General features: G+C 73.1%; 11 protein-coding genes and 1 rRNA gene. 3 read left to right on the top strand and 9 right to left on the bottom strand.

Annotated elements, in window-relative coordinates; genetic code table 11:
* Window positions 1–66 precede the first annotated feature (66 nt).
* From ACZ4Z1_RS00060 to ACZ4Z1_RS00030, 7 genes are all read right to left on the bottom strand, one after another.
* Window positions 67–1,293 (bottom strand): lipid-transfer protein, encoded by a 1,227-nt coding sequence (locus tag ACZ4Z1_RS00060; RefSeq protein ID WP_468484286.1) that lies wholly within the window; start codon window positions 1,291–1,293, stop codon window positions 67–69.
* Complete coding sequence (locus tag ACZ4Z1_RS00055; protein WP_468484285.1) at window positions 1,283–1,765, bottom strand: Zn-ribbon domain-containing OB-fold protein; 483 nt, start codon at window positions 1,763–1,765, stop codon at window positions 1,283–1,285. The genes ACZ4Z1_RS00060 and ACZ4Z1_RS00055 overlap by 11 nt, the downstream gene beginning before the upstream one ends.
* Window positions 1,766–2,047: 282 nt before the next feature.
* Complete coding sequence (locus ACZ4Z1_RS00050; RefSeq protein WP_468484284.1) at window positions 2,048–2,908, bottom strand: M15 family metallopeptidase; 861 nt, start codon at window positions 2,906–2,908, stop codon at window positions 2,048–2,050.
* Between the two features lie 67 nt (window positions 2,909–2,975).
* Window positions 2,976–3,728 carry a bacteriocin fulvocin C-related protein gene (locus tag ACZ4Z1_RS00045; RefSeq protein WP_468484283.1) on the bottom strand — a complete coding sequence of 251 codons (753 nt, stop codon included), beginning with the start codon at window positions 3,726–3,728 and terminating at the stop codon, window positions 2,976–2,978.
* 384 nt (window positions 3,729–4,112) lie between these two features.
* Complete coding sequence (locus ACZ4Z1_RS00040; protein WP_468484282.1) at window positions 4,113–5,117, bottom strand: methyltransferase; 1,005 nt, start codon at window positions 5,115–5,117, stop codon at window positions 4,113–4,115.
* Between the two features lie 78 nt (window positions 5,118–5,195).
* Window positions 5,196–7,661, bottom strand: coding sequence for a glycoside hydrolase family 31 protein (locus ACZ4Z1_RS00035; protein WP_468484281.1), 2,466 nt, complete (start codon window positions 7,659–7,661; stop codon window positions 5,196–5,198).
* 228 nt (window positions 7,662–7,889) lie between these two features.
* The gene (locus tag ACZ4Z1_RS00030) at window positions 7,890–8,012 is read right to left on the bottom strand and encodes a hypothetical protein (RefSeq protein WP_468484280.1); all 123 of its coding nucleotides are present in this window, start codon (window positions 8,010–8,012) and stop codon (window positions 7,890–7,892) included.
* Between ACZ4Z1_RS00030 and ACZ4Z1_RS00025 the strand changes: the two genes are divergently transcribed.
* Both ACZ4Z1_RS00025 and ACZ4Z1_RS00020 read left to right on the top strand, forming a co-directional pair.
* Window positions 8,011–10,035 carry an acetoacetate--CoA ligase gene (locus tag ACZ4Z1_RS00025; protein ID WP_468484279.1) on the top strand — a complete coding sequence of 675 codons (2,025 nt, stop codon included), beginning with the start codon at window positions 8,011–8,013 and terminating at the stop codon, window positions 10,033–10,035. The two genes, ACZ4Z1_RS00030 and ACZ4Z1_RS00025, sit on opposite strands and share 2 nt — an antisense overlap.
* A 176-nt stretch (window positions 10,036–10,211) precedes the next feature.
* Window positions 10,212–11,144 (top strand): hypothetical protein, encoded by a 933-nt coding sequence (locus ACZ4Z1_RS00020; RefSeq protein WP_468484278.1) that lies wholly within the window; start codon window positions 10,212–10,214, stop codon window positions 11,142–11,144.
* 183 nt (window positions 11,145–11,327) lie between these two features.
* Here the strand turns inward: ACZ4Z1_RS00020 and ptsP are convergent, their stop codons facing one another.
* On the bottom strand, window positions 11,328–12,998 hold the full coding sequence (ptsP, locus tag ACZ4Z1_RS00015) for a phosphoenolpyruvate--protein phosphotransferase (protein ID WP_468484277.1): 1,671 nt from the start codon (window positions 12,996–12,998) through the stop codon (window positions 11,328–11,330).
* A 77-nt stretch (window positions 12,999–13,075) separates the two neighbouring features.
* A complete protein-coding gene (locus tag ACZ4Z1_RS00010) occupies window positions 13,076–13,525 on the bottom strand; it encodes a PTS sugar transporter subunit IIA (protein ID WP_468484276.1) in 450 nt (149 codons plus the stop codon).
* A gap of 594 nt (window positions 13,526–14,119) precedes the next feature.
* Here ACZ4Z1_RS00010 and ACZ4Z1_RS00005 point away from each other — a divergent pair.
* Window positions 14,120–14,209, top strand: a 16S ribosomal RNA gene (locus tag ACZ4Z1_RS00005); the annotation flags it as partial.

The raw sequence follows: 14,209 nt of genomic DNA, 5'->3' as shown, positions 1-14,209 counted from the left end.
ACGCACTGTTCACGCACCCTTCCGGCGCACTCGAACGGGTGCCCGCGCAAGCGTTCCGGGCGAGCCTCACCGCACCGCGACCACCGCCGAGCCGTGTCCGAACAGCCCCTGGTTCGCGGCGATCCCCGCGCGGGCGCCCGGCACCTGTCGCGCCCCGGCCCGCCCGCGCAACTGCCAGGTCAGTTCGCAGACCTGCGCGATCGCCTGCGCGGGCACCGCCTCCCCGAACGACGCCAGCCCGCCGCTCGCGTTCACCGGCAGCCGCCCGCCGAGCGCTGTCGTCCCGTCGCGCAGCAGCTTCGCGCCCCCGCCCGCTGCGCACAGGCCGAGATCCTCGTACCACTGGAGCTCCAGCGCGGTGGACAGGTCGTACACCTCCGCCAGCGACAGCTCCTCCGGCCCCAGCCCCGCCTCCTCGTAGGCGGCCGCGGCGAGGGAAGGCCGGAAGGCGACCGGTGGTTCCGGTGCGGCTGACGGTTCCGGTGCGGCCGGCGGTTCGGTCATGCCCGCCGCGGAGTCGGTCGCGATGTCCGGCAGGTCCAGTTCCGTACGGGGATACCGGGGCGTCGCGGTGGAGACCGCCCGGATACGGACGGGGTCCGGTACGCCACGCCGGCGCGCGTACTCCAGGCCGCACAGGACCAGCGCCGCCGCGCCGTCGGACGTCGCGCAGATGTCCAGCAGCCGCAGCGGATCGGCGACCACGGGCGACGCGGCGACCTCCGCCGCCGTCACCGGCTTGCGGTAGCGCGCGTACGGATTGAGCGCGCCCGCCGCCGCGTTCTTCACCTTGACCTGCGCGAAGTCGTCGGCGGTGTCCCCGTACAAGGCCATCCGGCGCCGCGCGTACAGCCCGAAGTAGGCGGGATTGGTCGCACCCAGCAGCCGGAACCGCAGCCAGTCCGGATCGTCGGGCCGGTCACCGCCCGCCGGGGCGAAGAACCCTTTCGGCGCCGCGTCCGCACCCACCACCAGCACCACCTCCGCCAGCCCCGCGAGGATCTGCGCACGCGCCGTCGCGATGGCCTGCGCCCCGGAGGCACAGGCCGCGTAGACGCTCGTCACCTGCGCGCCCTGCCACCCCAGCGCCCGCGCGAACGTCGCGCCCGTCACGTACCCCGGGTACCCGCCGCGCACGGTGTCCGCACCGACCACCGACCGGACGTCGGCCCACTTGAGCCCCGCGTCGGCCAGCGCCGCCCGCGCCGCGACCGTCCCGTACTCGACGAAGCCGCGCCCCCACTTCCCCCAGGCGTGCATCCCGGCCCCCAGCACGGCGATGTCACCGGCCATGTCCGCCTCCCGCCCCGTTCGTCCCGGCCGGTTCCACGGGCCGCCACCACCACGTCGTCCACACGGTCTCCGCGTCCTCACCCAGCACCCCGGGCACCAGCTCGACGGCCATACCGACCCGCAGACCGGCAACGGTCACCCCCGGCGCGGCCTGCCCCAGCACCACCATCCGCTCCGTCGCCAGCTCCACCGCGACCAGGGTGCGCGGCTGCCACGGCACCCCGGGGTCCGAGACGTAGGGCGGCGGCGGCCGGTAGCGCCCGTCCGTGTACGACCACACCGTGCCGCGCGACGACAGCGGCACCTCCGCCAGCTCGGTCCCGTCACAACCGGGATCGCGGCAGAAGAAGTCCTCACGCGGAAAGAAGACGGCCCCGCAGGCACCGCACCGGGTCCCCAGGAGCCGGAAGTCCGCACCGGTGTCCGGATCGGTGAACCACCCCGGCACCACCGGCTTACGCGTACGCGCCACGCCCCCTCCCGAAACCCGCAACAGACGAGCCCGGGCCGCCACCTGACGACCCGTCAGGAGTCTGGCACGCGACAAGCACCCGGCGGAACCCCGCACGGCGCGACCGCTCCCGCCGAACGGAAAGGATCACGCGGTTCTCCGCGAAACCGGCTGAACCGGATACGGCCGCACGGCGTCCACCAAGGCAGGACCGGGGCGCGGGATCCACGGGGGTGGTTCCGCGCTCCGGTCCGCGGCCGTGCGGCGGCGGGTGCTCAGCCGCGGCCGCTCAGCGTCCGCCGCTCAGCGTCCGCCGCTCAGCGTCCGCCGCGACACCGGAAAGTCGAAGTACGTGTCCGGGAACGTCTCCGGCGTGAAGGTGTAGTGCCACCACTCCTTGTCGTAGTTGCGGAACCCGGCCCGCTCCAGCCCCTCCTTCAGCCGCAACCGGTTCGCCCGCTGCTGTCCCTGCACCCGCGGATCGAGAGTGTGCGCGAGGGTGTCGAAGCAGTCGAACCCCGTCCCCATGTCGAGCGAGTTGTCCGGGAAGCGCTCCGCCTTCGGCGCGTAGCACTTCGTCAGGGGCTCCCCGGGGATGTACGGCCGGGTGGGCAGACCCGGCAGCCGTACGAGCGTCAGGTCGACGGTGCTGCCCCGGCTGTGGCCCGACTTCTCGGCGATGTAGCCGTCACGGAAGAGTGTCGACTTGTCGATCCGTGGATAGAACTCGCCCTTCATCCGCTGGTCGCCCAGGTCCTCGGCCCAGTCCACGAAGTGGTTCACGGCGCGCTGCGGCCGGTAGCAGTCATAAACCTTGAGCGTGTAGCCGCGCCGCAGGAAGGAGAGCTGGGCCCGGTGCAGCGCCCGCGCCGCGTCCCGGGTCAGGATGCACACCGGCTGCCGGTAGCCGGTGACCGGTACGCCCATGAAGTTGTGCGGCGTGAAGTAGCGCATCTCCTGGCGGATCGTCGGGTCGACGTCGCGCAACGCGACGAATTCCCTGGGCGCCGTCGCCGTTCCTGCTGCCGTCGTACCGGTCGTGGCAGTGGTGCCGCCGGAGGGCCGCGGCTCGGCGGCTCCTCCGGGCGGGGCGGCGGCAGTGGTCAGGGCGAGGGCAGCGGCGGCCACGGCGAGGCCGCGCAGTGCGGCAGCGAGTCTCGGCATGGCACTCGTCTATCACCGCCGCCGCGTCACGCGTAAGGGCTCCGGTGCCGAATGCCGGACAGGAAGCTCAGCAGGAACTGCAAGCGCAGAAGCCGTCGCAGGGATAGCGCCAGAGGTAACCGCACGACCGCTGGAAGACCCGGCAACTGCACCGGCCCTTCATGCACTGGTTGTCGTGGCAGGCGCTGCTGGAACAGTAGTTGGATTCGACGCTGCAATTGCAGTTCAGGGCCTTGGCTCCGCGCCGGCCGGCAGGCTCGGCAGGCCCGAGGGTCGCGAACAGTGAATTCGCCTCCTCGTGCCCGAAATGCCGTACGGCGGACTCGCGGAGGGGCCGTTCGCCCGGCCCCGGGTCCTCGACCCGGCCGAAAGCGAAACTGGCTTCCTGTTCGGCGATGCGGTGCACCTTTTCGAGTACGTCGCTCTGCTCGGGGGAGAGGCCGGGGTGGGCCCGGCGGTAGCGCGCGAGTTGTTCCACCCAGAGCCGGCTGCGGGCCGCGGGCGGCAGAGCGGCCCAGATGGCCTGACGGTAGTGCATGGGACGGGCGATCAGCGCGTCGTAGTCCTGCGGGAGGCTGCCGCGATGCGCCTCGACCCACAACTGGGCCTCGTCGCTCCCGGCGGTGGACGCCGCGCTCGCCGTCGCCCTCCCCGCCCCGATGAGCAGACCTGCCGTGACCGCGGCGCCGCCGGCGAGCCGGAGGAACTGCTTGCGCCCCGGATCGCCGTCCGTCCGGGGCGCCCGGCGCAGGCCGTCGAGGGCGCCGACCGTACGGAGCGTCGCACGCAGCCCCAGCCTGCGGACGAGGGCCACGGCCATCCCCGGGCCGACCCAGGCACGTACCCGGCCCTACCCGCAAAAGCGTCGGCGCCCAAGGGGCTTGTTCACCGAGGCTTTCCGTGCGCCATCGATGCACATCCCGGTTCATGAGCGACAACAGTTCGACTTTTCCCCCGCAAGCGTGCTCGACCGCTTCGGAGACTTTCCTGCACCGCTCGCACGAGGCGTCGAAGGCCAACACCCACCGCGTCGCCGGATCGCTCATTTCGCCCCTCATCCGCTTTTTTACGGAAGGAATCTCCGGCAAAAGTAGCGCACCGGGAAAATGGGCGGCAATAGAACACGAAGAGAAGAGCGACCCGGCTTTCCGCCGCCCGGCGTCGAACGGTGACCCGAACGAACCGGGTTGCCGGCCGCGCGCGTTCACCCTCGGGCAGCCACCATCTCCACCACCGCCAGGTCCCGCGCCCGGTGCACCCTCGCCACCCGCAGCCCGGCCCCGTCCGCCAGTGCCGTCAACTCGGCCACGCCGCGCTCACGCGCCCCGAAGTACACCAGCACCCGCAGGTCCATGCCCGTGTGCACCGACTCGCCGTCCGTGCCGACCCGCTCGATGACCAGCACCCGGCCCCGGGCGCCCGCCGCCTCGGCGCACCGGCGCAGGATCGCCCGTGCCGCGTCGTCGTCCCAGTCGTGCAGGACCGCGCAGAGGACATAGCCGTCCGCCCCGGCGGGCAGCGCCTCGAAGAAGTCGCCCGCCACCGCGTCCGCACGGTCGGCCAGCCCGGCCGCCGCCAGCGTGGCACGTGCCGCCCGTACGGTCCCCGGCTGGTCGAACACGGTGCCCCGCAGCCCGGGATGCGCGGCGAGCAACGCCGCGAGGAACGTGCCGTTGCCCCCGCCGACGTCCACGATCCGCCCCAGCGAGCCCCAGTCGAAGGCGGGTACGACGGCCTCGGCCCACCGTGTGACGTCGACGCCCATCTGCGCGTCGTAATCGGCGGTCCGTTCCGGCGACGCCTTCAAGTCCTCCCAGAAGGGCTGCCCGAACTGCCGCGGAAAGGCCGCCTCGCCCGTCCGTACGGAGTGGGGGAGCGCCACGAACGCCAGGTCGGCCCGGCCGATGGCGCTCTCCACGTCCAGCATCCGCCGCGCGCCGGACGGATGGCCGTCGCGCAGTTCCTCGCCGCGCGGCAGCAGCCCGTAGCGGCCCTCCTCGTCACGGCTGAAGACCTCCACCGTCACCAGGTGCCGCAGCACCCGCTCCAGCACTCCGGCGTCGGCCCCCGTGGCCGCGGCCAGTTCCCGCGCGGTCCGCACGCCGTCCGCGAGATGATCGGCCACCCGCAGCGTCGCCACGACCCGCACCGCCATCGGCGTCACCAGATCCGCGATCGCCCAGATCCCCGTACCGTCCCCGTCTGCCATCGCGTCCGTCCTCTCTGCGCGTCGTATCCCGCTGCCGCTGCACGAACGGGCCAATCTACGCAATCCGCTGCCACCCGCCTATATGTCGCCGCCCGGCAGTCCACGCACCCGCACCCGGTACCCGACGTCCCCGCCCCCTTGCCGCTCCACGACCACCCGCCCGTCCTCCAGCCGCGTCTCGAAGCGCTCGACCGCCGGGCGCTGCCAGCCGTCGCCTGCGTCCGGTACGACCAGGCCGCCACCGCTGCGGCCGTCCTTCGGTGCCCAGACCTCCAACTCCGTCGTGCCGTCCGCGCCCGCCACCGGCAGTACCGCACCGGCCCGCGCCAGTACCGGGATCCGCGACAGCGGCGCGTCGATCAGCACCTGCCCCGGACCGTCGTACGCCCGCCCGTCCGCCGTGTCGTACCAGCGCCCGCGCGGCAGCCGTACCGCCCGCCGCGTCACTCCGGGGCCCAGTACGGGCGCCACCAGCAGCGCGTCGCCCAGGAGGAAGGCGTCCTCGCAGTCGCGCAGCTTCCGGTCGCAGGGGGTGTTCCACCAGACGGGGCGCACGTACGGCGCCCCGGAGAGGCACGCCAACTGGGCGAGCGTCACGAAGTAGGGCAGCAGGCGTGCCCGTTCCAGCAGCGCCGCCCGCGCGTGCTCCAGCACGTCGGGCCCGTACTCCCACGGCTCCCGCCGTCCCGCGGTCATCGCCGAGTGCGTACGGAACAGCGGCAGATAAGCGGCCGTCTGGAACCAGCGCAGATACAGCTCCGGCGACGGCACCCCGGAGAACCCGCCGACGTCCGGCCCGCTGTACGGGACGCCGCACAGCCCCATGCCCACCACCAGCGACAACGAGGCCCGCAGGCCCGGCCACCCGGTCGCCACGTCCCCCGACCACGTCCCCCCGTACCGCTGCATCCCCGCCCACCCCGAGCGCGAGAACAGGAAAGGACGCTCCTCGGGGCGGAGTTCCAGCAGCCCGTCGTATCCGGCGCGCGCCATCGCCAGCCCGTACACGTTGTGCGCCTCCCGGTGGTCGCCGCCCCGGCCCTCCAGCGCGTGCCGCGCCGAACGCGGCAGCGACGGGTCGCCGAACGCCGCGAAGGACACCGGCTCGTTCATGTCGTGCCACACCCCGGAGAAGCCCTGCGCCAGCCGCTCCGCGTACAGGCCGCCCCACCACTTGCGCACCCGCGCGTCCGTGAAGTCCGGGAACACCGCCTCGCCCGGCCACACCACCCCGCGCACCTCCCGGCCCCGCACATCCCGTACGTACGCGTCCGCCGCGGCCCCGCCCTCGTACACCGCGTTGCCCGGCTCGGCCTTCACCCCCGGATCGACGATCGACACCAGCCGCACCCCCTCCTCGCGCAGCTCCCGGGCCAGGCCGGGCAGGTCGGGAAAGGCCGTACGGTCGACGGTGAAGACGCGGTGGCCGTCGTAATGGTCGATGTCCAGATGCACGGCGGACAACGGCAGCCCGCGCTCCTGATAGCCGGAGACGACCCGCCGCACCTCCGCCTGGCTGCCGAAACCCCACCGGGCGTGCTGCGGGCCCAGCGCCCAGCGGGGCGGCAGCGCGGGGGCCCCGGTCAGCGCCGTCCAGCCGAGCAGGACGCGGGCGGGCGTGCCGACCAGAACCCAGTACCGCAACGGGCCGCCGTCCACGCGCAGTTCGGAGCAGCCCGGCCGGTCGTGCCCGGAACCCGCGCCCTCCGCACCTTCGCGCAAGGTCACCGCGCCGTCCCACGAGTTGTCGTGGAAGACCAGGTGCGTACCGGCGTCCGCCACCACGAACTGCACCGGCATCGTGACCGACAGCGGGTCGTCGCCCGGCACGAACGCGCCGCCCGGATCGGTGTTCCACAGCCGGTACGTGCCCGCGCGCAGCCGCGGCCCGGCCGACCGGCCGCCCAGCCCGAAGAACCGCGCGTCGGCCGCCACCTCGGAACGCTGCACCCAGCGCGAGTCCCCGGCCCGCTCCCCGGGCCCACCGCCTTCACCACCAGGCGCCCCGCCCCCGGACGCCCCGCTCCCGTCCCCGGGCGCCCGGTCCCACCACCGCGGTGGCAGCTCCCGCCGCAGCATCACGCCGCCCGGTGTGCGTACCTCCACCGCACCGTGCCGGGACACCGTCACCGTCACCCGCTCCGAGACCACCCGCCAGCCGCCCTCCGTGGCGGGCTCCAGCACCGCACGCGCGTCCGGCTCCGGGCACGCCCCGGCCAGCGCGTACGACGGCTCCGGCGCCGCACCGTCCCAGCCGCAGAACACCGCGCCGCCCGACGCCACCCGCACCCGCAGCGACGAGCGCGCGAAATGCACCACCCCGCCGCCCGGCTGCGGCTCCGCGCGCACCGCCGCCCCCGGTGTCCGCGCCCGCTCCCGACCGCCCCGCGGCAGCCCCAGCGCGTCCGCGCGGCGCCGCCGCCACGCCCACCGCCACGTCCGCAGCCCCCGTACCGATCCGAGTGCTCTGACGGCCCGGACCGCACCGGCCGCCCCGTCCCACCGCGGCCACCGCGCCGACCGCTCTTGATCACGCCCGTCCATGCTGCTCAGCCTGCCATCGACGGCCCGCGGCGGGGGCGCCGTTCAGCCGCCGTTCACTTGGGGAGAACCAGGACCTCACACGCGGCACACCGGTGGCGGCCGCGCCACCGCTCCGGAGACCGCGTCCGCTGTGGACACGAGGCCCGCCCCGGCGCCCCCACCCGTCCCGAATGTGGGGCCGACCCTGGCGCACAAGTCGATCACGTGGCATCGTCCTGCCCAGCCGTGTCACACGCACGCGCCCCCGCGCTGCGCCGGGGCGACCCCCAGCCGTACGGGGACCACGCACACCGCGTACCGCACGCCCACACCGCGTCCACGCAACGCCGCGTCCAGCCGGGAGCCGATCATGACCACCGCACCGCAGTCCGTCCCGCACCCGGAACCCCTGTGGCAGCCCGGCCCGGACCGCATCGCCGGCGCCCAGCTCACCCGGTTCCACGACTGGGCGGCCGCCCACCACGGCGCCCCCGCCCGCACCGCAGGCGACCCGGTGGCGGACTACGCCGCGCTGCACCACTGGTCCGTGACCGACCTGCCCCGCTTCTGGCAGGCCGTCGCCGCCTGGTTCGACGTCCGCTTCAGCACGCCGTACGAGACCGTCCTCGCCGACCCCGCGATGCCCGGCGCCCGCTGGTTCCCCGGCGCCACCCTCAACTACGCGGAACACGCGCTGCGCGCCGCCGAGGACCCGGCCCGCGCCGACGCGCCCGCCCTGCTGTACGTCGACGAGACCCACGACCCCACCCCCGTCACCTGGGCCGCGCTGCGCGCCCAGGTCGGCTCGCTGGCCGCCGAACTGCGCCACCTCGGCGTACGCCCCGGCGACCGCGTCAGCGGCTACGTCCCCAACGTCCCGCAGGCCGTCGTCGCCCTCCTGGCCACCGCCGCCGTCGGCGCCGTCTGGACGTCCTGCGCCCCCGACTTCGGCGCCCGCAGCGTCCTGGACCGCTTCCAGCAGGTCGAACCGGTCGTGCTGTTCACGGTCGACGGATACCGCTACGGCGGCAAGGAACACGACCGGCGCGACACCGTCGCCGAACTCCGCCGCGAACTGCCCACCCTCCGGGCCGTCGTCCACATCCCCCTCCTGGGCACCCCCGCCCCCGAAGGCGCCCTGGAATGGTCCGACCTGATCTCCGCCGCAACCGAACCGGTCTTCGAACAGGTCCCGTTCGACCACCCCCTGTGGGTCCTGTACTCCTCCGGTACGACCGGCCTGCCCAAGGCCATCGTCCAGTCCCAGGGCGGCATCCTCCTCGAACACCTCAAGCAGACCGGCCTGCACTGCGACCTCGGCCCCGACGACCGCTTCTTCTGGTACACCTCCACCGGCTGGATGATGTGGAACTTCCTCGTCGCCGGCCTCCTCGCGGGCTCCACGATCGTGCTCTACGACGGCAGCCCGGGACACCCGGACACCGCCGCCCAGTGGCGGATCGCCGAACGCACCGGCACCACCCTCTTCGGCACCTCCGCCGCGTACGTGATGGCCTGCCGCAAGGCCGGCGTGCACCCCGGACGCGACCTCGACCTGTCCACCGTCACATGCGTCGCGACCACCGGCTCCCCGCTGCCGCCCGACGGCTTCCGCTGGCTGCACGACGAGGTCGCCGCCGACCTGTGGATCGCCTCCGTCAGCGGCGGCACGGACGTCTGCAGCTGCTTCGCCGGCGCCGCGCCGACCCTGCCCGTCCACATCGGCGAACTCCAGGCCCCCTGCCTCGGCACCGACCTCCAGGCATGGGACCCGCAGGGCAAGCCGCTGACCGACGAGGTCGGCGAACTCGTCGTCACCAACCCCATGCCGTCCATGCCCATCCGCTTCTGGAACGACCCCGACGGCAGCCGCTACCACGACAGCTACTTCGACACCTACCCCGGCGTCTGGCGGCACGGCGACTGGATCACCCGTACCGCGCGCGGCACCGTCGTCATCCACGGCCGCTCCGACTCCACCCTCAACCGCCAGGGCGTACGGATGGGCTCCGCGGACATCTACGAGGCCGTCGAACGCCTCCCGGAGATCCGGGAATCCCTCGTCATCGGCCTCGAACTGCCCGACGGCGGCTACTGGATGCCGCTCTTCGTCCATCTCGCCCCCGGCGCGACCCTCGACGACGCGCTGCGCGACCGCATCAAGCGGACCATCCGGACACAGTGCTCCCCGCGCCACGTCCCCGACGAGATCATCGAAGCCCCCGGCGTACCGCACACCCTCACGGGCAAGCGGATCGAGGTCCCGGTCAAGCGCCTCCTCCAGGGCACGCCGCTGGAGAAGGCCGTCAACCCGGGCTCGGTCGACGACCTCGGACTCCTGCGGTTCTATGAGCGGATCGCGGCCGAGCGCGCCGCGGCCGAGCGCGCGCGGTAGCGGCGGGAGGGGGAGGCGACGGAGCGAGGTGGCGGTGGGAGGCGCAGCTGACGGGCGGGGCAGCGGTGTGAGGTAGCGGGGCGGTCCGTCGCGGACGGCCGTTGTCAGACCCTCCGATTACTCTCAGTCACAAGTGCAGCTCGTGCAGCGAGCAGCACACCGACCGAGGGGGAATCATGACCACACCGTCCCGACGCACCGCGCACACCGCCCCGAGCGGGCCCGCCGCCGCACGCCGCATGCTGCGCCGCGAGATCCCGAGCACCGCCGCCGTCCTGGCGGACGCCCAGGACTTCGCGGCCATGCGCCGCTACCGCACCTTCCCGTTCGACGACCACACCGCCTACCTCCAGCAGATGGAGACCCTGCTGCGCTCACTGACCGCCCAGGGCATCCACACCACCGTCGCCCTCTTCGACCCCGTCGCGTACGAGACGTTCTGCACGGACACCGACCTGGACCCCGACCGCCCCGACAGCCGCTCCCGCTACACGGCCGAGCTGGCCTGCACCGGCGCCACCCTGCCGTACACGGGCGAATCCCTGTCCCGGCTGCTGCCCGTGCTCATCGACGAGGCGGAACGCCAGGCGACCTGGGACCGCGCCACGGCACTCCTCGCCCGTACGGGAGCCTGCGCGGACTGCGGCGAGGACCTCGCGCGGGCCGCCTTCGCCCGCGCCTCCCGCGCGGTCACCAGCCTGCTGGACACCCTCGGCGACGGCACCCACCACCTGGTGTGCAGCGTCCCGGCGAGCGGCACCCCGCTCCTCGCCGTGCTGCACGCCGACTCCCGTGACGACGGGCGGCTGGAGCTGTCCGAGGCCGCCACCCTCGTCTTCTGCACGGTCCTCGCCGCCGGCGTCGCCCTGCGCAGCCCCGGCGGCATCGTCTCGCGTACGGCCGAGACCGCCGGGCGTGACACGGTCCGCGGCTGGGTCCTGCGGGACGCCTGGCTGCACCCGCTCAGCGCCGCGGAAGTCTTCACGGCCTACTGCACGGACGCCGACACCGGCGAGCCCGTCCCACCCGAGCCCGGCGTCGACTACCACTCGGGCCTCGCCCTGCCCGACCCGCCACCGACGGACGGGCACGACCACAGCCACCACTGACACGGCGGCCGCCCCGCGGCAAAGGCAGGACGGCCGCTCGGCCGCGGACGCCGAAGCGACCGCTCCGCCGCAAACGCCGGACGGCCGTCCCGCCACAAGGGCGGGACGGCCGTCCGTACCAGCGTCGTCCTGTCCGCTCGGCGAGGTCCGGCCGGTCACTCCCGGGCCGGACCCCACCGGGGATCACTCCCCGGAGAGCACCGCCTGCGCGGCGGCGCGCGCGTCCTCGGCGGTGTCCGCGGCCCGCGCCGCGGCGGCGGCACGCTCACACTGAGCGAGCGTGTGCTTCGCCAGCGTCGCGCGCACGTACGGAATCGACGCCGCGCCCATGGACAGGCTCGTCACACCCAGACCCGTCAGCACACAGGCCAGCAGCGGATCGGAGGCCGCCTCACCACAGACACCACAGCTCTTGCCCTCGGCCTTCGCCGACTCGGCCGACAGCGCCACCAGGTCGAGCAGCGCCGGCTGCCACGGGTCCTGCAGGCGCGAGACCGCACCGACCTGCCGGTCGGCGGCGAAGGTGTACTGCGCCAGGTCGTTGGTCCCCAGCGACAGGAACTCGACCTCCTGCAGGATCGACCGGGCGCGCAGCGCGGCGGACGGAATCTCCACCATCGCGCCGAACTTGGCCTGCAGCCCCGCCTCGCGGCACGCGTCCGCGAACGCCTTGGCGTCCGTTCGGTCGGCCACCATCGGCGCCATGACCTCAAGGTAGACCGGCAGCCCTTCGGCGGCCTGGGCCAGCGCGGCCAGCTGCGTACGGAGCACCTCGGGGTGGTCCAGCAGCGTCCGCAGACCCCGCACGCCCAGCGCCGGGTTCGGCTCGTCGCCCGGCGTCAGGAAGTCCAGCGGCTTGTCCGCGCCCGCGTCCAGGACCCGCACGACGACCCGGCCCTCGGGGAAGGCCTCCAGCACCTTGCGGTACGCCTCGGCCTGCTTCTCCTGCGACGGCGCCTTCTTGCTGTCGTCCAGGAAGAGGAACTCGGTGCGGAACAGCCCGACGCCCTCGGCGCCCGCCTCCACGGCCGCCGGCACGTCCGAAGGACCGCCGACGTTCGCGAGCAGCGGCACCTTGTGCCCGTCCGACGTGGCACCCGGACCGGTCGAGGCCGCCAGCGCGGCCTTACGGGCCTCGGCGGCCTGCTCCAGCTCGGCGCGCTTCTCGGCGCTCGGGTTCACGAAGATCTCGCCGGTGCTGCCGTCGACGGCGACGACCGTGCCCTCGACCAGCTCGCCCGCGCCCGGCAGCGCGACCACAGCCGGTACGCCCAGCGCCCGCGCGAGGATCGCGCTGTGGCTGGTCGGCCCGCCCTCCTCGGTCACGAAGCCGAGCACCAGCGTCGGGTCCAGCAGCGCCGTGTCGGCCGGCGCCAGGTCCCGCGCGATCAGCACGTACGGCTCGTCGCTGTCCGGCACACCCGGCATCGGTACGCCCAGCAGCCGCGCGACGATACGGTTCCGCACGTCGTCGAGGTCCGCGACCCGCCCGGCCAGGTACTCGCCGGCCCCCGCGAGCAGCGCCCGGTAGGCGGCGAACGCGTCGTACACCCCGCGCTCGGCGGTGCTGCCCACGGCGATGCGCCGTTCGACGTCGGCCATCAGCTCGGGGTCCTGGGCCATCATGGCCTGGGCCTCCAGCACGGCCTGCGCCTCGCCGCCCGCCAGGTTGCCCCGCGCGATCAGGTCGGCGGCCACAGCTTCCACGGCCTTGCGGGCACGCCCCTGTTCGCGCTCCGCTTCCTCGGCCGGAATCTGCTTGGCCGGCGGTTCCAGGACCGCCGTACCCATGTGCCGCACCTCGCCGATCGCCACACCGTGGCTCACGCCGACGCCTCGCAGCGTTGTCTCCATCTCACCCGTCTCCGATTGGTGCGGCGGTCACTGCCGCCGCGGTGGTTGTCGTACGTGCCGTCAGGACGGCGGCGCGGCTACTGCCAGCTGAAGAGCTGCCCGCCGGCCTTGACCTCGCCGTCCTCGACGACCTCGCCGAGGGAGTCGGCGGTCGCCTCCAGCGCGACGACGGGGCAGACCGGCGACTTGCCGGCCTCCTCGACGGCGGCCGGGTTCCAGCGCACGACGGCCTGGCCGCGGGTGACGGTGTCGCCCTTGTTGACGAGCAGCTCGAAGCCCTCGCCGTTGAGCTGCACGGTGTCGATACCGAGGTGCGTCAGCACGCCGTGGCCCTCGCCGTCGACGACGACGAACGCGTGCGGGTGCAGCGAGACGATGACACCGTCAACGGGCGAAACGGCCTCGGAGGGCTCGCGGATCGGGTCGATGGCGGTACCGGGACCCACCATCGCGCCGGAGAACACCGGGTCGGGCACGGCCGCGAGTCCGATGGCGCGTCCAGCAAGCGGGGACGTCACGGTGGTCATGGGAGTCCTCCCAGGGGTGGAGATCTTTCAGGCCGCCGTCACTACCTGTCCTGGACGGCGTGCCGATCAGAGCGTAAGTCATAAGAAGTGAGGGTTCCGCACGCGCAACACCACCCCCGGAGCAGCCGCCCCGGGGGAATCGATTTGCCCCGCCCGGGCGGGCCCTGTACTGTCTGACACCTGCCCCGGTTCAACAGAACGCGATCACATCGCGGTGCGGACGGCGGGTGGCACTCCTTCAGAACTGATCGAGATTTTCGACCTCGTTTCTGCATGTCTGCGGAAAACACGGTGGTCCGGAAGCCCGAAAAGGCCTGATAGAGTGGTGGAACACCGAAGGGAAGCGCCCGGAGAGCCTGGTGAAACAGGCACAAAGGAAGCGTCCGTTCCTTGAGAACTCAACAGCGTGCCAAAAGTCAACGCCAGATATGTTGATACCCCGTCCACCGGCACCACGCCGGAGGATGAGGTTCCTTTGAAAAGCCCACCAGCACCACGGTGCGGGTGGCACACACAGCGAGGACGCTGTGAACGGGAAGCCTATTCCGCTTCCTGTTCCGCTCTCGTGTGTGTTGACCCGATCACGGGTAAACATTCACGGAGAGTTTGATCCTGGCTCAGGACGAACGCTGGCGGCGTGCTTAACACATGCAAGTCGAACGATGAACCTCCTTCGGGAGGGGA

The organism is Streptomyces sp. NPDC030165 (genome assembly GCF_055573595.1).
Note: the sequence above shows the minus strand (reverse complement) of the source record. Positions and strands in the feature narration are given on the sequence as shown.